This window comes from Halomonas halocynthiae DSM 14573 (genome assembly GCF_000425725.1).
GTDB lineage: Bacteria > Pseudomonadota > Gammaproteobacteria > Pseudomonadales > Halomonadaceae > Halomonas > Halomonas halocynthiae.
On sequence record NZ_KE384439.1, the window covers coordinates 635028 to 655008 of the forward strand.

The following is a 19981-nucleotide window of genomic DNA, read 5'->3' on the forward strand; positions in this document are numbered from 1 at the left end:
ATACCGGCATTGATTCACTGACCCTACCAAGGAGCTGTGCGGCGAGACCAGCGGTTACTGGCCGCCGCCAGACGCGCCAGCGCCAAGAGGTCATCGCCGTTTAGGGTGTCATAAGAGGGAGGCCGGTCCTTAACACAGACGTTAAAAGCTAGGACCCCACCATCACAGCTCAACGCCCTTTTGTGCCACGATACCTTGATCATTGAAGGCGTGTTTCACCACCTTCATTTCGGTTACGGTGTCAGCCAGTTCGATTAATGGCTTTGGGGCGTAGCGTCCAGTAACCACGACATGCTGCATTTCTGGGCGCTGCTGAAGGTCGTCAAGCACGCGGTCAATACTCAGGTAGCCTTGGTGCAGAGCAATATTTAGCTCATCGAGAAGTACCATCTGATAGCTGTCATCGCTAAGCATGCGACGCGCTTCTTCCCAGGCGTTTTCGGCGGTGCGAATATCACGCTCAATATCCTGAGTATCCCAGGTGTAGCCTTCGCCCATGACGTTATAGTCAACACCAGGCAGGCCACTGAAAAACGCTTCCTCACCCGTGCTGAACGACCCCTTAATAAACTGCACCACGCCCACTTTCATACCATGGCCAAGCGCTCGGGCCAGCATGCCGAAACCTGAGCTGCTCTTGCCTTTGCCAGGCCCGGTCAGCACCAACAGTATGCCCTGCTCTCGGTCGGCAGCGGCGATACGTTCATTCATAATGCGCTGCTTAATGGCCATGCGCTCAGCATGGCGTGCGGGGTCGATTTTACGCTGTGTCATGAAATGTTCCTTTGTGAGAAGCCAGTATGCGTTGAAGCAAGCCAACAGCGCTACGCCACCGGTACAAACACTGGCGCACCGTCGATATGCGCCGTCGTTAATTTTTGCCCGTAAAGCCGTTCCAGTGCTTGCGGCTCTAGCATAGTGTCACGCGGGCCCCAGCAGGCGTCGCCGTCTGGATAAAGCAGCAAAATCTGATCGCACCAGCGGGCCGCAAGGTTAAGGTCGTGCAAGCACATGATGACGCCACAGCCAGCATTAGCCTGCTCGGTCAGTAAACGCATCACGGCCACTTGGTGGTGTAAATCCAGGTGGTTTGTCGGCTCATCGACCAGCCAAATATGAGGTGACTGCGTTAGCACCGTGGCGAGCCCGACTCGCTGACGCTCGCCACCAGACAGCGTAGCGAGTACCCGCTCGCTAAGCGCTTCAAGATCCAAGCGTTTCAATGCAGCCTGAGCCAACGCAATGTCTTCCAGGCTTTCACGACGCCACGGCGATAGCCATGGGTAACGGCCAATCATCGCCGTCTCATGCACCGTGGCCGGAAACCCGATCTGACTATCCTGAAACACCACACCCAATGCCTGAGCAACTTGTCGGCGTTTCAACTGCTGCAGTGGTATTCCATCAAGTGCAACGTGACCGCTGCGTGGCGAACGCAGCCCGGCCAGAGTATGCAGCAGTGTTGTTTTGCCGGAACCGTTAGGTCCAAGAACACCCCAACGCTCACCGGCACAGATAGACAAGCGAAGCGCGCACCCTGAGGCACGGCCCGGTATATCCACCACCAGTTCATTGGCGCGCAACTCAGCCATCAGCGACTCCGATAAAGCAATAACAGGAAGCCCGGCACACCCAGCATGGCAGTAATCACACCGACTGGCAGCTGTTGCGGGGCAATCAGCGTGCGTGCCAGGGTATCTGCCAAGGTCAGTAGAATCCCCCCTGCCAGTAGACTGGCCGGTAGCACAAGCCGCTGATCGTTACCCAGCGCTAACCGCAGCATATGCGGCACCATTAACCCCACAAAGCCGATGCTGCCCGCAGTAGTTACCGCCACCGCCGTGAGCAGGCTAGCCAGCAGATATAGCGCCCACTCCACGGGGCGAACCGCCACGCCAAGAGCTGCCGCAGCCAACCCGCCGCGCGCCAACACGTTAAGCGTTCGTCCCAATGGCATTACCACCAATAAACTGAGCACTGCCAAGCACAATACCGGCCAGGCGCGCTGAGCATAGGCGAGATCGCCCATTAACCAGTACAACATGCCGGGTAGCTGCTCCATGGGGCTGATTGCTAGCAGAAACGTAATGATCGCTCCCCAGCCGGTAGCCATGACCACGCCGGTCAATAACAAACGCACCGGCGTCCAACTGCCGGTGCCGTGAGCCAAGCCAAACACAATCAGGGTAGAGAGCAAAGCTCCAGCGAATGCCGATGCCGAGATCAGCGCTGCCCCCAACCCCGCAATCATCGCCAGCAACGCCGCCACAGCGGCACCACCGGACAGCCCCAGCACAAAAGGGTCAGCCAGCGGATTACGCAGCAACACTTGCATTAGCGCGCCAGCCAAAGCCAGCAATGCGCCAGTGCCAAAGGCTGCCAGCGCACGCGGCAAGCGCAGTTCAAAAATCAACGTGCGGTGTAAGCGCTCGCCCTCACCACTAAGCACCGCCAGCAATTCGCTAGGGGTGACCGTAACGCTACCTATAGACACGGCTACGCCGAGCGCCAGTAACGACAGAGCGCTCAGCCATAGCAGCGGCCGCAGCCGATGCCCGGCGCCAGCCTGTATCACATGAGTTGTTGTTTCAGCGCCGCTCACGCGCATCATCCAGACGTTGGCACAGCTCGCGCGTCCCTTCTAGGAGGCGTGGCGTTGCCCGTTGAACCAGGTCAGGATCAACCACAAACAAGTTGTCATGACGCACGGCACTAAGCTGTGGAAACCGCAGCCAGTTACTATGCCATGCCGTATCGCTGGCATCTTTTCCGCCAGTAATAATCACGTCGGGGTCAGCCGCCAGCACGTTTTCAATACTCGGCCTTGGCACCAGAGCGTCAGCATCAGCAAACAGACTCTCTGCGCCACATATCGCCAGTGACTGGCTGATCCAGTGCTCGCCATTCACTGTCATCAGCGGCTTATCCCATACCTGGTAGAATACCGACAACGTTGGGGCGTCCTGATAGCGTTGCTCAAGTTCGGCCACACCTTCACGCAGCTGTTGCGCGGCGGTTTCAGCGTGTGTGGTATGGCCTGTTAACTGGCCGAAACGCTCAAGGGTTGAGGCAATCGTTGGGAAATCCTGCGCATCAGAGGTGTAAACCGGTATTCCCAGTGCCACCAGTTTGTCCACCTGCATGCGTGGGTTGCCGCCATGCCAGGCCAAAACCAGATCTGGCGACAATGACAAGATAGCCTCAATATCCATACGATCGGAGTCGCCTACCCGAGGCAGTGCGCTAGCCTCAGCCGGATAGTCGCTATAGCTGACAGCACCCACCAGCGTGCTGCCTGCCCCCACCGCATACACCAGCTCTACCAGGTTTGGCGAAAGCGCAATGATGCGCTGTGCCGGTGCGCTCAAACACACCTCCTGGGCTAAATCATCGCTAACACAACCGAACGTAGTGGCCTGTGAGTCTGAGTGAGTTTCAGCGGCCCCCGCCGAAGCGGCGCTGGCGAGAGCAGCCCATGCGACTAACGCAAGACTCGGCAGACGCCAACTAGCCGCCTGAGCCATATCAGCGGCCATCGAACCCAACACTCAGCATGACGCTACGCCCGGCATTTTCATAGCCATAATCATCGAAGGTGTTAAAGGCCGTAACGTAGTCTTTATCGAAAACATTATCGACGTTAACCCGAGCAAACCAAGCGGGTGCAAAATGCCAGGTCGCGCGCAAGTCGACTAGTCCGTAACCGCCTAAGCGATGTGTGCTGTTCGCATCTTCAAAACGGTGATTTTCTGCCACCAGCGAGCCACCCAGCTCCCAGTCACCCACCAGATAATCGGCATCAAGGCGCAGGCTTTGGGTCGCTTCACGACGCAGGCGTTTACCCGTTTCTTTGTCTTCTGGGTCAGACCAGCTCAGCGCCGCACGCAAATCCCAGTCATTAATGTTAGCGCCAGTCGCCAGTTCTACACCCTGCAGACGCGCACGGTTAACGTTATACGGCGCGTAACGTCCATCAATGAACTCATTGGCGATCAACTTTTTCACGTTGGTGCGATACGCCGACAGATCCCAATACCCCACGCGGTACTGTCCCCTCACACCCAGTTCATACGTTTTAGACGTTTCGGGATCAAGATCCGGGTTACTAAAGCCTGGGTAGTACAGCTCATTGAAGTTCGGAGCACGAAAGGCGGTACCGTAACTGGCGCGCAGCGTATGATGGTCATCCAGCTCATAGCCCAGTGCCAAACTACCGGTCAACTGCTCTCCATAAGCCTCATTGTCGTCATGACGCAACGCAGCCTGCACCGTAACCGGCGAGAAATCCAAGAGCCCCTGAGCAAACACCGCTGTGTTGTCGCGGCTGTTTTTGTCGTAAACCGTGGTGCTCTCTACTTTATCCTGCATGTGCTCAGCGCCAACAATCAGCTGGTGTGCGCCTAGATCAAGGGTGTTATCCCAGCGGGCCGTGCGGGTTTTCGTATCAAACTGACTAGGATAGGCAGAAATATCCTTCAATTCATCGCGCGCCTCACTGAGTGTCAAACGGCTGGTCCAGTGGTCGCTGAGCGCAACTTCACCATAAACACCGGCCACCTGCTGAACGTATTCATTCGAGCCGCCGATATAATCAGAATCTCCCCGACCACGCAGCGCTAGCACACCGATCTTCGCCCGCTCTCCCAGCTCTTGCGATACTCGCACCAAGGCACTGGTATTGTCATAGCCCTGTTTCTCACCGCCTTCGCGCAATGCAATACCGTCAGTCTTCAGATGGCTGGCCGCCACATAATAACGCGTTCCTCCTTGGCTGCCAGAAAGCGATGCGCTGGCACGACGCGTATCAAAAGAACCACCACCCAGCGTGACCGACGGCGAAGGACCGTTCTCACCTTCTGGCGCAAACAGTTGCACCACCCCACCCACTGCATCAGCCCCGTAAAGACTGCTTGCCGAACCGCGCACAATCTCAACGCGCTCAAACATACGCGGGTCAAGGAACTGCCACGCAGCACCACCAGTTGTGGCAGAACGCAGACGAATGCCATCAATCATCAGTAATGTGCCGCTATTGCCAGCCCCACGAATGCTGACGCCGGTGACCTTGCCAAAACTGCCATTAGTATTGACATTTACCCCGGGCTGACCACGTAACAGCTCCGTTAGCTCCAGCGGGTCCTGACGGCGCAGAGTTGCTTCGTCAAGCACTGTTACCGAGGCCAGAGTTTCATCCGCCGTACGCGGTGCTCGTGTGGCTGTCACGGTCAGCGGATTCAGCTGTGTCATGACAGGCTCAGGTTTATCCAGCCCTTGGGCCAGAGCCGCCACGGGTGTCAGACACAACGAAACACCCACAATGCCAACGCGGCGTGAGCGAGAAGAAAAACGAAAGGCAACAGTCATGGTAGTCCTCTGAGCCGCGCGCACCCGCGCGAACAACAACATTGAAAGCCGGCACAGAGGAAAAAAGGGGCGAGGATATGACGCGCAAGCGACCGACTCCACCCCGGCTCGCCCTCCGCGTCCTGGTATGCACTTTCCGGCCGGTCTCCGGGCTGACGAGCAGCACACTTGACGTGTCGCTAATCCACCGCCTTCCCGTGTATTGATATTACACAGTGGCCTGAAAGTGGACCTTAACTCGATCACCGTTGCGGGGGCAGCGTCGGGGTTATCTTTTATCGACAACAACCTGAAAGACTCACCGACTTCCCGTTTCATCCGCGTGACTTACGCAGACACCTGAAAGTGCGCTTAACCTAGCAATTGAACCTGCTCAGGTCAATGTAACCCCCTGACCCGGGGGCCAATACAACAGCGCCTGAAAACGACATTTTACGGGTCACTTCAGACAAGTGAATACGCCCAGATTTACAGCAATTTTCTGGCATACCCTCATCATAAGCCGATAGGATACGAGTAACTCTCAAGCAGTAACATGTGCATACAAAAAAAACCAAGGAGCCGCCCCATGACGAATAAAACATCTAAAACCCGTGGCCTTCATGAGCTCTATGGAGAGGACCCTGTTGCCGCTGATCTCACGCTGTGGGACCGCGAAGTTAACCCACTCACTCGGCGTGGCTTTCTCAAGCGCTCCAGTTTGCTGGCCATGGCCGCCGCTGTGGGTGGTTCAATCCCGTTTGCTGCCAACATGCCTGGCGGGCTGATTCCAGCAGCCATGGCTCAAAGTGATGAACCGTTCGCTATTCCCGGCAAGGATGGCTTACTTGTATTGAACGATCGCCCGCTTAATGCAGAAACACCGCCTTACTTGCTTGATGATGACATCACTCCCGCCAAATATATGTTTGTGAGAAACAATGGGAATCCGCCACCACAAGACACCATTGACCCAACAACCTGGCGCATCGACGTTGGCGGTGAGTCTTGCGAAAACCCGCAGAGCTTTACTATCGCTGAGCTCAAGGAAAAATTTGCACATCACACCTATCAACTCACCGTTGAGTGTGGGGGCAACGGCCGGTCTGAATTTGTTCCTGCGGCCAGTGGCAACCAATGGACAACCGGTGCAGTCGCCTGCCCAAGCTTTACTGGCGCTCGTTTGCGCGACGTGCTGGAGGCTTGCGGTATCGCGGGTGATGCTGTCTATGTCGCCTACTATGGCGCCGATGCTCATGCTAGCGGCGACCCCAGCCGTGAATCAATTTCCCGTGGTGTTCCCATGGAAAAAGCTCTGGAAGACGAGTCGCTGATCGCCTGGGCCATGAATGGTGAAGATATTCCTTATCTCAATGGCTATCCGTTACGCATGGTGTGCGGAGGCTGGCCAGGCTCCGTGTCCGGCAAATGGCTGAAGAAAATCGTCATTCGTAACCAAAAACACGATGGCAATAAAATGGCGGCACCGTCTTACAGCGTTCCGAAACAGCCCGTGGCACCAGGCACTGAAGTCCCCAAACAAGACTTTGAAACCATCCATTCAATGCCGGTCAAATCACTCGTTACCTTCCCGCGCACGGGTATCACCCACCAGCAGAATGAGCCTCTAGCAGTACGCGGCCATGCCTGGGCGGGAGATTTATCGGTACACAGCGTGCAAGTCTCCATCGATTTCGGGGCAACGTGGCAAGAAGCGGAGCTGCGTAAGGCACCTAACCGCCTAGCTTGGCAGCGCTGGACCAGTGATATCAGCTTCCCCGAACCCGGCTACTATGAAGTCTGGGCCAGAGCGACGGATAGTGAAGGCCGATCACAGCCGATGGTGGTCCCCGGCTGGAATCCTAAGGGCTACCTTAACAATGCCTGTCATCGCATTGCCGTCCAGGTCGCATAAAAGGGGGTGTCACGATGAACATAAGAAACTACGCCCGCCCGCTACTGCGAGCAGCAATTCCAGTCGCGGTGTGCTTAGTACCACTCTCAGGCTGGGCTGCCTCACAAAGCACACCAGAAACAGACCCCGATAGCGGCATGGTTATTGCTGAAAACTGGCAGGTAGTAAAAGCCAACTGCTCAGCCTGTCACTCCATAAAACTGGTAACTCAAAACCATGGATCACGGGCCCACTGGGAGTACTTGATTCGCTGGATGCAGGATACGCAAGGGCTGTGGGAGTTTCAGCCGGAAATGGAGGATAATATTCTCGACTACCTCGCTACGTACTATGGCCCCAAAAGCGACGCTCGGCGCGCACCACTCCTGCCTAGCCAGAGGCCAAAAAACCCTTACGACAGTGACAGTGATAAAACAGTTAGCGCGGGCACCGAGCCGCCAGCTTAACCGTGAGTCACGAAGCGCGGTATCATTCGGTGCCACGCTTCGTCATCAACCCTTCCACAAACCACTTCGCCTGAAAACTCTCACTTTCCTTTGAAAGAGCCCTGTCATGCCTACCCCCAGAAAAGCGAGCGACATTCTACTAGAAAGCGTAGAAACGGCGATTGCTGCCCACCAACCCGCCTGGAACGCTTACGCTCAGTGGGCACCCCAGCGTGTGCGAAAGCAGGCGGCTGAGCTCATTGCTGATGTTGAAAAAGGTGCAACACCCGGCCCGCTATATGGTGTGAGCGTCTCGGTAAAAGACAACATGGGCCTTAATGGATGGACAATGTGCGGTGGCGGCACAGTCGCGCTACCCAACAAATGGCAGAAAGATACCGCGTTGGTGGCTCGCTTACGTCGGGCGGGTGCGCTATTCACTGGCCTCACTCAGACCGTTCCCTTCTGCTTCACTAGCTTAGGAGTCACCCTAGAGGGCAAAGGTCCGCGCAACCCACATGACCCGTCGCGAGTTTGCGGCGGCTCCTCCAGCGGTGCCGCCGTCAGCGTCGTGGAAGGCAGCGCCCAACTTGCGCTGGGCTCTGACACGGCAGGCTCAGTCAGAGTGCCAGCGGCAATCTGCGGCATCGTAGGATTAAAGCTTGGCACTGGGCACTGGCCTGGTGGCGGCATGCTTCCCCTGAGCCCTCATCTGGATAGCTTAGGCATAATGGCCAGCGATATGAAAACGCTGGCCAAACACCTCCACGCCCTCGGCGAGCCCTGCCTTCCCACGCCTTCGCTCAGCGACATTCGACTTGGCGTACTGGAAAGCGCACCGCGCGTAACAGCTGACGCTGGCATAGACACCGCATTTGCAGAAACGCTACGCCAGCTGGAAACCTGTGGCGCAACACTGGTATCTGTTGATCTACCTGAGGCAACCGACGCCGACACGCTGTTTAAAAGCGGCGGACTAGTAGCAGCTGATCTTGACGCCTTTCTCACTCGCCATTTGCCCGAATGGCGCCACCAACCGCTCGGCATGCCACTCGACGCTGCCATGCAACGCGCAGTAAAAGTAACCCGAGAGGAGTACAGCCACCGCCTGAAGCAAAGAAGAGCACTGGTTCAACGCGGAAAAACCGCATTAAAACGCGCTGGCGTGGATGCGCTAGTGCTGCCAACCACGCCACTCACCCCGCCTCAGCGTCTTTGTATTACCACTCCTGAAGCCTATGGCTTAGCGGATGAACGCATTTTGCGCCACGCGGGCTTTATCAACTACCTAGATTGGTGTGGGATAAGCCTGCCAGCAGGAAAAGATGCCTTGGGCATGCCCGTAGGGTTCCAGCTGGCCATGCCCGCCGGCAAAGAACACCAGCTGGTAGCGCTGGCGTTGGCGATTGAGTCATCTACTACTGATTAGCTTAGCTGACCACCACCTCATAACCCGTAAATTTCCGCAAATTGATCACCCCGCTATCCAGCATCAGATACTGCCCCTTAATCCCCATCAAAACACCACTAACGTCGGGGGTTTTATCAAAGTTGTGCGATACCACCTTGGTCGGGTATTCAAGCACGGGGTAATCAAACTGATAGGGCGTTTCATCCAACACACGAAGCGCTTCGTTACCAAAACGCTCGCGCAGTGCATCAAGACCATCAGCCAGCGCTATCAATAGGCGGTCACGCTCAGCAGGTAAGTCTAACGGGGCGGTTTCACCGCGTAACATGACTCGCCAGTTGGTGCGGTCGGATACGGCATCTTTGAACAACACCTCGACCAGCCCAGACTGCTGGCGCGTGGCCACTTGCATAATCGGCAGGGCCTGAATAGCCCCCTGGTCTAACCAACGGGTCGGCACCTGAGTGCCTCGAGTAATACCAACCTTAAGGCCAGATGAATTAGCCAGGTAAACCACATGTGGCTGAAAACAATGACTCTCGCCCCACTGCGGCTCACGGCAGGTACCCTCATAGTAGTGGCAAAGCTCTGGCTTCATAATGCACGTATCGCACTGGGCCAGGCGCTTGAAACAGGGATAGCAATAGCCCTGAGCAAAGCTCTTGCGCGTGGCTCGCTCACAATGGGTACAGGCAATAGCGCCTGTCCATGACAAGCTCAACGGTTTACCAAGCCGGGCATTAAGATCGAGAGAGTGCTCCCCCGCACGCAGCGTATAGCGCGCACTGTCACCGCCGACTCCTGGCTCGATAGCCATTTTTCGTAAGCAACCATGCAGACTTGCGCCGCTAACCGGTATCTCAGTCACTGCGGCTGCCTCCGCCAACATCTTGCCCTACGTTTTGGCCCAGCCCCGCCATCTCCGGCGACACATTGCTTCCGCTGCTGTCAGCACCGCAGGTACGACGCTCCAAATATCCTACCCGCTGGTCTTCCGGCACATTCTGCTGAGCTTCGTAGCGAATAATCGCCTCTAGACACAACTCGGTCTGCTCCGACGTCAGAAAACGTCCATCAGGCCACTTACGCAAGGACACCGCCTGCTTCAAGCTGTGATAAATCGACGGTGTCATCTGCTCAATCATGCGCTCAAACGTCATATCGCTCATGGGGTTTCTCCTGACTCTAGCGGCCGACAGTGACCACTTTTCACAGCGGTTTAACATTCAACGCAAACGCTGCCCGGGGCGCGAATGATACCAGCCCAACGCTAAGCCCACGACCAAACCACCCAGATGCGCTTCATTAGCGACATTGCCTAAACCAAACAATCCAGCAACGCTGGTCATCGCAAACACCAGCCAGCCTAGCATCAGCACCACCAGCATCCGAGGGATAAAATAGCCACTCTCAGGACGCCGAAGACTCATCAGCCATACATAAGCCATCAGCCCAAAATCAACGCCAGACATGCCGCCAAACAACACAGTACCCGTGGCATATTGCGCCAAATTGCCACCAATAGCTGTCGCCAACAGCAGCACCACAACATGCTTACTGCCCTGCCGCTGCTCGATCTGGCTGCCAAACACCCAGAGCCACAGCATATTGAACAACAAGTGCATCCAGCCGAAGTGCAGAAATACAGGGGAAAATAGCCGCCATATCTGCCCTGAACTAACGCTTTCCTGCAGAGTTCCAAACACGGGGCTGCCAGCGGCAAGCTCCACAGGCACGATGGTCAGCAGGCTCACCACAATATCGCCCAGCACACCCATCAGCCCAAACACCACCAGGCTTAGGCTGATAACAACTGCGGTAGCCGGTGCAACTCGGAAAGGTATACGCCAAGCAGGTGAGCGAGGCGCTGAATGAACCGTGTGATTTACCAACAACGCGTCGCCGCGCTCCCAGCGAATCAGCAGTTGTTTCAACACTTCCTGCTGGTCAGGGTCGGCTAACCATAAGGCCTGCCCCTGAGGGTCGTCAGTAAATTGATGGCCAATATGATGCGCCCACAGCGCCTCGCGCAATTCGCGCACATCTACATCGGCAGGAAGAATAAGGATTTTGTACATGAGCTAGATTCGGCCTTTGCGACTGACTGACCCAAGCGTTGAATAACATGCTGAGAAATAAAAAATTCTAGTACATAAAAAACCGGTGACCGAGGCCACCGGAAAAAATCAAGGGATCATTCAAGGGAATATAACTAATAAACCACAAAAATGCAGCGCTGTCAGCCTATAACCCACAAGACGTATCGCACGACTCGCTGACATCAATCGTCAAACGTCCAGGACGCCTCACCACCCTGCTCATCAAGCGCCACCTTCACCCATGAAAAATGATCCGCATTGAGCTGACGTTCACCACTCCAGCGATACGCCACCAATCGCCCCAGCTTGACGGCGCTGTAATCTAGACAGGCGATATTAGGCGCTGGCAAAGCAGGAATGCCTTCACACCAGTAATGACCAATAAACAGGGGGCGTTCGCTGAGGGCATAATGGCTCAGCTGGCGGCGCTCCTGGTCACTGATCGGTCGTTGCTCCAGTGAGCCTGGCAGGTTATCAGGCTGGAACATCACGTCCCCCCATGTCTGGGGCGACTGCGCCCAAAAATGGGTGCGAAACGAACGACGTTTGAAGCCGTCACCACTATGAATCGTGATATCACCTGGCAGCCACAGCTGAGTACCGCGCGTAAGCCGATCAAGAATGCGGTACTCAAGGGTGTCTGGCTGCGACGCTTTAATCAAAAATGCCAGATCGATACGCCCATCGGGGTAGCTGCTGCGTAACGCATCAATCAGTGAGTGGTCCCAACAGGCATGTACAACCCGGAACTGATCAAGCTCTAGAAACAGCGGTAACTCCATGAACCATGACAGTGTGTCCTCCCACTCCTGGGGATAGTCACGGTACTGCTCTAGTGTTTCATGAACGATACGATTGTGGCGTGCCGTATGAGCACGTAACCACCCTTGCGCTGAGCTGGGGTTTCGCTGGCAGTAAGCCAGTACATTCGCTTCGTGATTACCCATCACAATCAGCGCCTCACCCGCTTCAACCATGCGACGCGCTGTATTGACCGCTAAGCGAACGCGTGGCCCACGGTCAATCAGGTCGCCCATAAAGACCACCTTACGGCGCGGGTGGGAATATACGCCATGATGCTGACGATACCCCATCTGCTCCAGCAGCTTTACTAGGCTGACACCACAACCATGCACATCGCCAATCAGGTCATAACCTTGCGGTTTAGCCTTACTAAGCTCAGTCTCCAAGACGATTACTCCACCCTAACTTACTACGCAATACTTCATAAAAGTTATGCCCCAGCGGATGCAATAACTGGATTCGCTGAGGCTTGCGCTTCACGACCAGCACGTCATCAGGTTTGGAAACCGCGCGAGTTTGCCCATCACAACTAATATGCGGATAGGTTTGGTTGGTCTCACCAATGTGAATACGTATTTCGCTGGCTGCATCAATGACAATCGGCCGACTAGACAGCGTATGGGGGAACATCGGCACAAGAGTGATGGCCTCTAGCCGTGGATGCATAATAGGCCCCCCACCAGACAACGCATAAGCCGTTGAGCCGGTTGGGGTGGCGATAATAACACCATCACTGCGCTGGCTATAAACGAAATGGCCATCAATAAACAGCTCAAACTCAATCATGCGCACGGCTTTGCCTGGGTGCAGCACCACTTCATTCAACGCATCCCCTCGACCAACAACTTCGTCGCCACGATAGAGCTCCGCATCGAGCAAAAAACGCTCTTCTTTTTCATACTGACCAGCCAGCACTTCCCCCACCCGCGCCTCAAGCTCATCGGGGCAAATATCCGTCAGGAACCCAAGACGTCCACGATTAACGCCCAATACCGGCGTGCCGCTATGGCATAGGCTGCGCGCGGCTCCCAACAAACTGCCATCACCGCCAACCACAATAACTAGATCGCACAGCTCACCCAACCGGCGGCGACTAGCCTCGGCATGGCCGTGGTCAAGAAGCACCGTTGCAGTACGGTCTTCAATGATGACGTGGTAGCCGCTGCTATCCAGAAAGCGTGTCAACCGCTTGAGAGTTTCAACGACCCGGACGCTACCCAGACGACCGATCAGGCCAATGTTTTTGAACGCTGAATTGTTGAAGGCTGTCATCCCGATATCCTTGGCATTGGACGGCCATTATGGCGATACCTCTAAGCACCAGCAACGCAGGTTCAGGCAATTTGTGCCGAACGACGACTCTGCCACCAGGAATTAAGCAATAACGATACGACGATAATACCGCCACCCAGTGCCAGGCGCGGCAGGTCCGCATCACGATTCCATAACCATAGGTTAACTAACAGACCCGCTGGCACTAAGGCATTATTCATAATCGCCAAAGAACCTGCATCGACACGCGTGGCCCCTAGGTTCCACAAATAATAACCAAGCCCTGATGCCACAATGCCCAGCCAGGCAAGCACCCCCCACTGCAAGCCACTAACAGGCAACGCCGTGCGGTCTCCCAGTAGCAGAAAGGCTGGCGCGGCAACTGCCAGCGCCCCAAGGTAAAACCAACCAAACACACTGATGCGGGGTAACGACTCTGGCAAACCAACCGAGAAACGGCGATACCCCACCTGCCCCAGTGCAAAACACAGGTTAGCGCCCTGCACGACCATAAAGCCCATCCAGTAACCGCTATCTATGCCCTGATAGCGAATCACCGCAGCACCCAGCACCGCCAACATGGCTGTCAGCAGGTGAAACAACGAAAACCGTTTGAACAAGGCATCATCCAGCAACGCCACATATAGCGGCGTTAATACGGTAAACAGCAGCACTTCGGGCACACTCAGCAACAAAAACGACTGATAGAAAAACAAATACATCATGCCGAGCTGAACAGCCCCCAGCCCCATTAGCATGAGCCGCTGCGAGAGTGTCAGGCGAGCCGGTCGTAGAAATGGAAGAAACACGATGGCCGCCAATGCAATACGAGTCAGTACGGCAAAGTAGCTGTCGACCTGGCCTGCCAGATATACCCCGATAAGTGAAAAAGAAAAGGCCCAGAGTGCCGTTACACCAATAAGATAGCCCACTGTAAACTCCAAAAATATTTAAAGTTTACGGAGTGTATACGCAGCCCCCCCTCATCGACAAGGTGACTCCTGATCTCTTTGCTGCACAACCCAGTACAAAGCGTAGGCGACGCCCGGCAGCCAACCTGCCAACATCAACAATAACGCGACAACACCACGCTTTGCTCCACCATCGGAGAGCCATACTGCCAGCGGCGGCAAGAGTACGCTCAAAGCAACATAAGCAGCAAAAGGATGCAGCGACGGCTTACCAACAGGCTTCGTTGGCACTGAGATTGAAGCTTCAGGAACATAGTGCTCAACGCTGTACTGCTTGGCACTGGGGGCACGCTTACTGTTCACTTCATTGTCAGTAGGCGCAGGCGTTTCATCGGGCGCTATCTTCTGCTCCAGTTGCTCAGCAGCGTCCGCCAATTGCTCGTGATAGCGCTCCCAGTCCTCCCAGTCGTGAGGCGTTCCCGCCCGAGGCCGGTGTTTACCTGACGCTTTAGCACGCGCCCAGGATTTCTCTTCAAGCGTAAGCTGAGGCTGGGTCCTGGGTTTGCCATCAAGTCCTTTCTGAGCCAGATACTCTCGAGCATCCATTCATAACTCCTTGTGTTTCATGAGTGACGGAATAACTGTAACAAGGCATTATCATTGATACCTGTCGCTGGCCTAGGAGAGACAACATGCCAAATAAGTCACCCACCATTGTGCGTGAAATTATGTCCCACGACTGTTACCGCGTATCAGGAAAAACATCGATCGCCACCCTTGCTGGCCGTCTGTCGCACCACCGTCTGCCAGGTGCCCCCGTGGTCGATGAACATGATCACCTGATCGGCTTCATTTCTGAGCAAGATGTTTTAGGTAAGGTGTTAGATAGCATCTATATGGATAATGAGCCGCCACTGGTTGAAGACCTAATGCGCCATGAGGTGCTGTCCGTATCTCCGACCAAAAGCATTATTGACCTGGCTCAGGAAATGCTGGGTGCCAAACCCAAGGTCTACCCCGTCACAGAACAAGGCCGGTTGGCAGGTATTGTTACCCGCCGCGACGTGCTCGATGCCATTCTTCGCATGCGCAGCCGCTGATCTACTGTCGCCCCATCTCACACAAAAAAGAAAGCCGCCGTATCTAAGGATATGGCGGCAAGATCGAAACTGCGAATCAGAAGGACAACTTTAGCGACTGCCATCGCGCACGTTGTCTGTCTGTAAATAATCAGACAGCAAAGACCAAAAAAGTTCGCCATCTTGCGTAATTATTTTCTACTTCCTACCAAAGTCTAAACTCCCTCCCCACGTTTAAGGCAACGTCGAAACACCTCTCTCTGTAGAATGCCCCTGCTCAAATTATCCGACACAGGTAGCGATAGGGCGGCCACGACAAATGGACAGGCCTGGCTACCGAGAAACACTGAACGACTAACGGCAACCTTGCCAATCAACAACCCATCACATAGGGAGTGGGCCATGGGGTTAATCGGAATTTTCCTGTCGCTCGGGCTACTAATGTATCTGGCCTACCGCGGGATCAACGTACTCATTCTAGCACCGATACTCGCACTGCTCGCCGTAGTCATGAGTGGCAGTCTGCCTGTGCTGGCAACCTATACCCAGGTATTCATGAAAGCGCTGGGCAACTATGTTGTGTTGTACTTCCCGCTTTTCTTGCTGGGAGCCATTTTCGGTAAAGTCATGGCGGATAGTGGATCAGCACGCGTCATTGCCGAACGCATTGTTGCTCGCCTTGGCTCAGCACGTGCGATTACCGCCGTCGTCCTTTCCTGTGGTGTCCTGACATTTGGCGGCGTGTCTCTTTTCGTTGTGGCGTTTGCTATTTATCCCATTGCCAACTCACTATTTCGCCAAGCGGATATTCCCAAGCGGTTACTTCCCGCTGCCATTGCACTGGGCTCTTTCACGTTTACCATGACAGCTCTGCCAGGCACACCTGCGATCCAGAATGCGATTCCGATGCCGTATTTCGGCACCAATGCGTTCGCGGCCCCTTTCCTGGGCACAGTGGCTGGTGCCATCATGCTATTTGGCGGCCTGCTGTGGCTCAACCGTCGCGCTTCAGCCGCCCAAGGCCGAGGTGAAGGTTATGGCGTACACAAGACAACTGCCGCTGATGCCGCCCTACCGGATGATGTGCAACTCCCCGCCTTCGCTATGGCCTGTGCGCCAGTTATCACCGTCATTCTGCTAAATGCCGTTTTTACCTATTTGGTCATTCCCAACCTCGATGCCGCCTATCTGGCTGAGCCTGAGTATGGTGCGACCTCACTCAAGTCGGTTGCCGGTATATGGGCCATTATTGTCGCACTCGTGGTATCGATCCTGCTGGTAATTGTCGGCAACTGGAAACGCTTTGAGGACATCAAGGAAAGCATCAACCAGGGCACCTTCGGTTCACTACTGCCTATTTTCAATACCGCGTCCGAAGTGGGCTATGGTGCCGTTATTGCTTCACTACCGGCGTTTCTTCTTATTCGTGATCAGGTCTTAGACTTATTTCCTGATAGCCCTTTGGCTTCACTTGCCGTGGCTGTCAACGTGTTAGCCGGTATCACAGGATCTGCCTCGGGCGGTATGTCGATAGCGTTAGAAGCGCTGGGCGCGCAGTTTGCAGAGATTGGCCAGCTTCAAGGAGTCAGCATGGAGCTCATGCACCGTGTGACCACCCTTTCATCAGGCGGTTTCGACGCGCTGCCGCAAAACGGTGCAGTTATCACGCTGCTGGGTATTTGTGGCCTGACTCACAGACAAAGCTATGGTGATATCTTCATTTGTGCTGTAGCGATTCCCGTCGTAGCAACCATTGCCGTCATTGTGCTTGACATGTTGGCATTCTGAGGAGAAACGCATGCAGTGCAAGATCGTATCGGCCCGTGATGCTATAGCGCTGATCCACTCTGGCGACACACTGACCACATCTGGCTTTGTGGGGGCTGGCGTGCCCGACGCCTTGCTTAAAGCACTTGCTGAACGCCATGCCAATGAAGGGCTCCCCAAGGATCTCACACTGGTCTTCGCGGCTGGCCAAGGTGATGGCAAAGAGCGAGGCCTAAACCGCCTCGCCTCTGCTGGACTGGTGCGCCGGGTCATTGGTGGCCATTGGGCGCTGATTCCGAAACTGGCAGCCCGCGCCATGCAAGGCGACATAGAAGCATACAACTTTCCCCAGGGCGTGATCTCGCAGCTGTACCGGGATATCGCGGCAGGAAAAGCCGGGCTTATCAGCCACGTCGGCCTTGAAACCTTTGTTGACCCACGCTTAAGCGGCGGACGGATTAACGCTATTACGCCCAAAGAGATGGTCGAATTAATCACCATCAAAGGGCAGGAACGCCTGCTTTACCACACCTTTCCTGTTCATGTGGCCCTGCTGCGTGGTTCAACCGCCGATGAACATGGCAACATTACCATGGAGCGTGAAGCGCTTATCCTCGACAACCTGGCTCAAGCCATGGCCGCACGCAATTCGGGTGGCGTAGTTATCGTTCAGGTTGACCAGGTGGTTGCGGCCAACAGCTTGCCAACCCGTGATGTCGTCATTCCTGCCATGCTGGTCGATGCGGTTGTGGTCGCCCCACCGGAGCTCCACCCGCAAACCTATGCCACTCAGTACAACCGCTACTTTACTGGCCGCTACAAACGCCCTGAACAAACAGAGGCCAGCATGCCGCTGGATATTCGCAAAGTCATTGCTCGCCGTGCCGCGTTAGAGCTGCCGATTGGCGGCGTGGTCAACCTGGGCATTGGTATGCCAGAAGGTATCTCCTCTGTGGCCGCCGAAGAAGGCTTGCTAAAGCACGTTACTCTGACCGCAGAACCCGGTGTTATCGGTGGGCAGCCCGCGTCAGGCCTGGATTTTGGTGCCGCAGTGAATACCCAGGCCATCATTGCCCAAGGCAGTCAGTTCGATTTCTATGATGGCGGCGGACTGGATTTGGCCTGTCTCGGCATGGCCGAGGTCGATAGAGAAGGAAACGTTAACGTCTCCCGTTTCGGCACTAAACTGGCAGGTGCTGGCGGCTTCATCAATATCAGCCAGAATGCCAAACACCTGGTCTTTGCTGGCACATTCACTGCTGGCGGCTTAGCCATTGAGCTAAATGACGGGCAGCTGCGCATAAAAACCGAAGGCCAGACACGTAAATTTAAGGAAAGCGTTGAACAAATCACGTTTTCAGGCGCACGAGCGAGGCGTTTTAAGCAGCCAGTACTGTTCGTTACAGAGCGCTGTGTTTTCCGCTTAGAGCCCGATGGGCTAACCCTTAGCGAAATTGCGCCGGGTATCGATATCGAGCGCGATATTCTGGCTCATATGAACTTTATACCGCGTATCGGTGATATTCAGCCCATGGACCCACGCCTGTTCATCGACGCCCCCATGAAATTGCGTGAATAGCGCTGAAAAAATCATCCTAAAAGCATAGTATGAGGTGACGACAGCGTACTAACAGAAAGAGATGGAACGTACATGGCGCTTTATCTACTGGTATTTGCAGTTTGTCTATTAGTGATCGGAAGCGTGCTGGCTGTACTGATGCTATCACGTACTCCGCGCTACCTGACCCAGGCAGAGGATTTGCTGACACTGTTTGCTAAAGCACTGGATAATAGCGTCAGCGAAACCGAATGGAACACCATTATGGGCTACCCGATACGCCATGATGAATTTCTTGAAGGTGTGCGCCGACGCGCCTTGCGGGTGATGGAAGAACATGGCCGATATGGCCGTGCGCAGCGCGGGGGGCAGCTATTAGATACAGAGGGTCAAGCAGAACTTAACGCCATGAGAGACCATCTAAATGCGCGCACCGAGCTTAGAAAAAATCTCATATGATGCCCCACACCCCGATAATAAAAACAGACCATGAATAGCGCCTTTCGCCAGATACCCCTTGACCCCGTGCCTCACCACCATGCTCACGACTTTCATCAGATCGTGATTGGGCTGCACGGCCAGGCAGAATTTGAAATTGAAGGGCTTGTCGGCTCTGTTTCAACACTGTCAGGCTGCATTGTTCCTGCCAACCACCAGCATCACTACGCGGGCCATGGCGAGAACCGCCAGCTAATTATCGACCTACCCCGCGACGCCATCAGCCTTACGGGTCACCACCATGAACTCTCTCGCCTGTTTGATGAGCCCGCTTTCTTCGAGCTGGACAGTCCGCTCAGACATTACCTGAACTTCCTGCTCGAAGAGATACAGCAGTTGGACCAGGTCAAGCCTGGGGCATCATTGCAGCACGAGCGCCTGACCAGCACACTGCTCGGCTCGCTGCATTCACGGCTGACCGAGCGCCAGCCAGCGCGTGGCAGAACACTGGACCTCAACGCACTAGATCGCTATATCGATTGCCACCTAGAGTGTGCGCTGCGGGTATCTGATCTTGCCGCCAAAGCTTGCTTGAGCGAAGGGCACTTCAGCCAGTGTTTTAGTGCCCAGACCGGCATGCCCCCTTGGCAGTATGTCATGCAGCGGCGCCTTTTCGCCGCCAGACGCCTACTCCTGGAAACTCCTCTTCCTCTCATTGAAATTGCGGCTCTGGCTGGTTTTTCCAATCAAAGTGCTTTATCTAACGCTTTCCGGCGAGCCTACGGCCACCCACCCAGCCAGCTAAGAAAAAATATCAGCAACGAGTTACCTCGCCAGCTTGGCCAAGTAGCGCACGACATCCAGCCTGACTAACTTGCACCAGGCACCAGGCTAGGCTTACGGTGAAGGGGGCGAGCATCAACAGTTCGAATAGCAGCACAACTCGTTCACACCCGCCC

Annotated in this window: 20 protein-coding genes and 1 riboswitch; of the genes, 8 read left to right on the top strand and 12 right to left on the bottom strand. The window is 55.1% G+C overall.

Annotation, left to right across the window (positions count from 1 at the left end; translation table 11 throughout):
• Window positions 1–162: 162 nt before the first annotated feature.
• Genes cobO through H616_RS0108590 form a run of 5 tightly spaced genes read right to left on the bottom strand, consistent with a single transcriptional unit; the run spans window position 163 to window position 5364 of the window.
• Window positions 163–774, bottom strand: a complete 612-nt coding sequence (cobO, locus tag H616_RS0108570) for a cob(I)yrinic acid a,c-diamide adenosyltransferase (RefSeq protein WP_027967001.1) — start codon at window positions 772–774, stop codon at window positions 163–165.
• Window positions 775–824: 50 nt separating this feature from the next.
• Window positions 825–1592 (bottom strand): ABC transporter ATP-binding protein, encoded by a 768-nt coding sequence (locus H616_RS0108575; RefSeq protein WP_027967002.1) that lies wholly within the window; start codon window positions 1590–1592, stop codon window positions 825–827.
• The gene (locus tag H616_RS0108580) at window positions 1592–2608 is read right to left on the bottom strand and encodes a FecCD family ABC transporter permease (protein ID WP_051234112.1); all 1017 of its coding nucleotides are present in this window, start codon (window positions 2606–2608) and stop codon (window positions 1592–1594) included. Before H616_RS0108580 ends, H616_RS0108575 begins: the two co-directional genes overlap by 1 nt.
• Complete coding sequence (locus H616_RS0108585) at window positions 2589–3536, bottom strand: cobalamin-binding protein (protein ID WP_240470557.1); 948 nt, start codon at window positions 3534–3536, stop codon at window positions 2589–2591. Before H616_RS0108585 ends, H616_RS0108580 begins: the two co-directional genes overlap by 20 nt.
• Window positions 3526–5364, bottom strand: coding sequence for a TonB-dependent receptor domain-containing protein (locus tag H616_RS0108590; protein WP_035572767.1), 1839 nt, complete (start codon window positions 5362–5364; stop codon window positions 3526–3528). The genes H616_RS0108585 and H616_RS0108590 overlap by 11 nt, the downstream gene beginning before the upstream one ends.
• A 121-nt stretch (window positions 5365–5485) precedes the next feature.
• Window positions 5486–5722: riboswitch (cobalamin riboswitch) on the bottom strand.
• A gap of 210 nt (window positions 5723–5932) precedes the next feature.
• Here H616_RS0108590 and H616_RS0108595 point away from each other — a divergent pair.
• The 3 genes from H616_RS0108595 to H616_RS0108605 all read left to right on the top strand — a co-directional run bounded on the left by H616_RS0108595 (window position 5933) and on the right by H616_RS0108605 (window position 9112).
• A complete protein-coding gene (locus tag H616_RS0108595) occupies window positions 5933–7258 on the top strand; it encodes a sulfite oxidase (RefSeq protein ID WP_027967006.1) in 1326 nt (441 codons plus the stop codon).
• A gap of 14 nt (window positions 7259–7272) precedes the next feature.
• Window positions 7273–7704 carry a hypothetical protein gene (locus tag H616_RS14540; protein ID WP_051234114.1) on the top strand — a complete coding sequence of 144 codons (432 nt, stop codon included), beginning with the start codon at window positions 7273–7275 and terminating at the stop codon, window positions 7702–7704.
• A gap of 106 nt (window positions 7705–7810) precedes the next feature.
• Window positions 7811–9112: an amidase gene (locus tag H616_RS0108605; protein WP_027967007.1), complete on the top strand. Its 1302-nt coding sequence runs from the start codon at window positions 7811–7813 to the stop codon at window positions 9110–9112.
• 1 nt (window position 9113) lies between these two features.
• Here H616_RS0108605 and H616_RS0108610 read toward each other — a convergent pair whose 3' ends face one another.
• From H616_RS0108610 to H616_RS0108640, 7 genes are all read right to left on the bottom strand, one after another.
• Window positions 9114–9911: a DUF2797 domain-containing protein gene (locus tag H616_RS0108610; protein ID WP_051234161.1), complete on the bottom strand. Its 798-nt coding sequence runs from the start codon at window positions 9909–9911 to the stop codon at window positions 9114–9116.
• 43 nt (window positions 9912–9954) lie between these two features.
• On the bottom strand, window positions 9955–10263 hold the full coding sequence (locus H616_RS0108615; protein WP_027967009.1) for a YeaC family protein: 309 nt from the start codon (window positions 10261–10263) through the stop codon (window positions 9955–9957).
• Between the two features lie 57 nt (window positions 10264–10320).
• Window positions 10321–11172, bottom strand: coding sequence for a rhomboid family intramembrane serine protease (locus H616_RS0108620; RefSeq protein WP_027967010.1), 852 nt, complete (start codon window positions 11170–11172; stop codon window positions 10321–10323).
• 203 nt (window positions 11173–11375) lie between these two features.
• Window positions 11376–12383 (bottom strand): metallophosphoesterase, encoded by a 1008-nt coding sequence (locus tag H616_RS0108625; RefSeq protein WP_027967011.1) that lies wholly within the window; start codon window positions 12381–12383, stop codon window positions 11376–11378.
• A complete protein-coding gene (locus H616_RS0108630; protein WP_035572769.1) occupies window positions 12373–13269 on the bottom strand; it encodes an NAD(+) kinase in 897 nt (298 codons plus the stop codon). The genes H616_RS0108625 and H616_RS0108630 overlap by 11 nt, the downstream gene beginning before the upstream one ends.
• A 62-nt stretch (window positions 13270–13331) precedes the next feature.
• On the bottom strand, window positions 13332–14201 hold the full coding sequence (locus H616_RS0108635) for an EamA family transporter (RefSeq protein WP_027967013.1): 870 nt from the start codon (window positions 14199–14201) through the stop codon (window positions 13332–13334).
• Window positions 14202–14252: 51 nt separating this feature from the next.
• Window positions 14253–14786: a YqaE/Pmp3 family membrane protein gene (locus H616_RS0108640; RefSeq protein ID WP_027967014.1), complete on the bottom strand. Its 534-nt coding sequence runs from the start codon at window positions 14784–14786 to the stop codon at window positions 14253–14255.
• 86 nt (window positions 14787–14872) lie between these two features.
• Here H616_RS0108640 and H616_RS0108645 point away from each other — a divergent pair, with 86 nt between their 5' ends.
• The 5 genes from H616_RS0108645 (at window position 14873) to H616_RS14550 (ending at window position 19895) form a co-directional block, all read left to right on the top strand.
• Complete coding sequence (locus H616_RS0108645) at window positions 14873–15280, top strand: CBS domain-containing protein (RefSeq protein WP_027967015.1); 408 nt, start codon at window positions 14873–14875, stop codon at window positions 15278–15280.
• Window positions 15281–15661: 381 nt separating this feature from the next.
• Window positions 15662–17047: a GntP family permease gene (locus tag H616_RS0108650; RefSeq protein ID WP_027967016.1), complete on the top strand. Its 1386-nt coding sequence runs from the start codon at window positions 15662–15664 to the stop codon at window positions 17045–17047.
• Between the two features lie 10 nt (window positions 17048–17057).
• The gene (locus H616_RS14545; RefSeq protein ID WP_035572772.1) at window positions 17058–18605 is read left to right on the top strand and encodes an acyl CoA:acetate/3-ketoacid CoA transferase; all 1548 of its coding nucleotides are present in this window, start codon (window positions 17058–17060) and stop codon (window positions 18603–18605) included.
• 72 nt (window positions 18606–18677) lie between these two features.
• Window positions 18678–19043, top strand: coding sequence for a hypothetical protein (locus tag H616_RS0108660; protein ID WP_027967017.1), 366 nt, complete (start codon window positions 18678–18680; stop codon window positions 19041–19043).
• Window positions 19044–19073: 30 nt separating this feature from the next.
• Complete coding sequence (locus H616_RS14550) at window positions 19074–19895, top strand: helix-turn-helix transcriptional regulator (protein WP_051234116.1); 822 nt, start codon at window positions 19074–19076, stop codon at window positions 19893–19895.
• Window positions 19896–19981 lie beyond the last annotated feature (86 nt).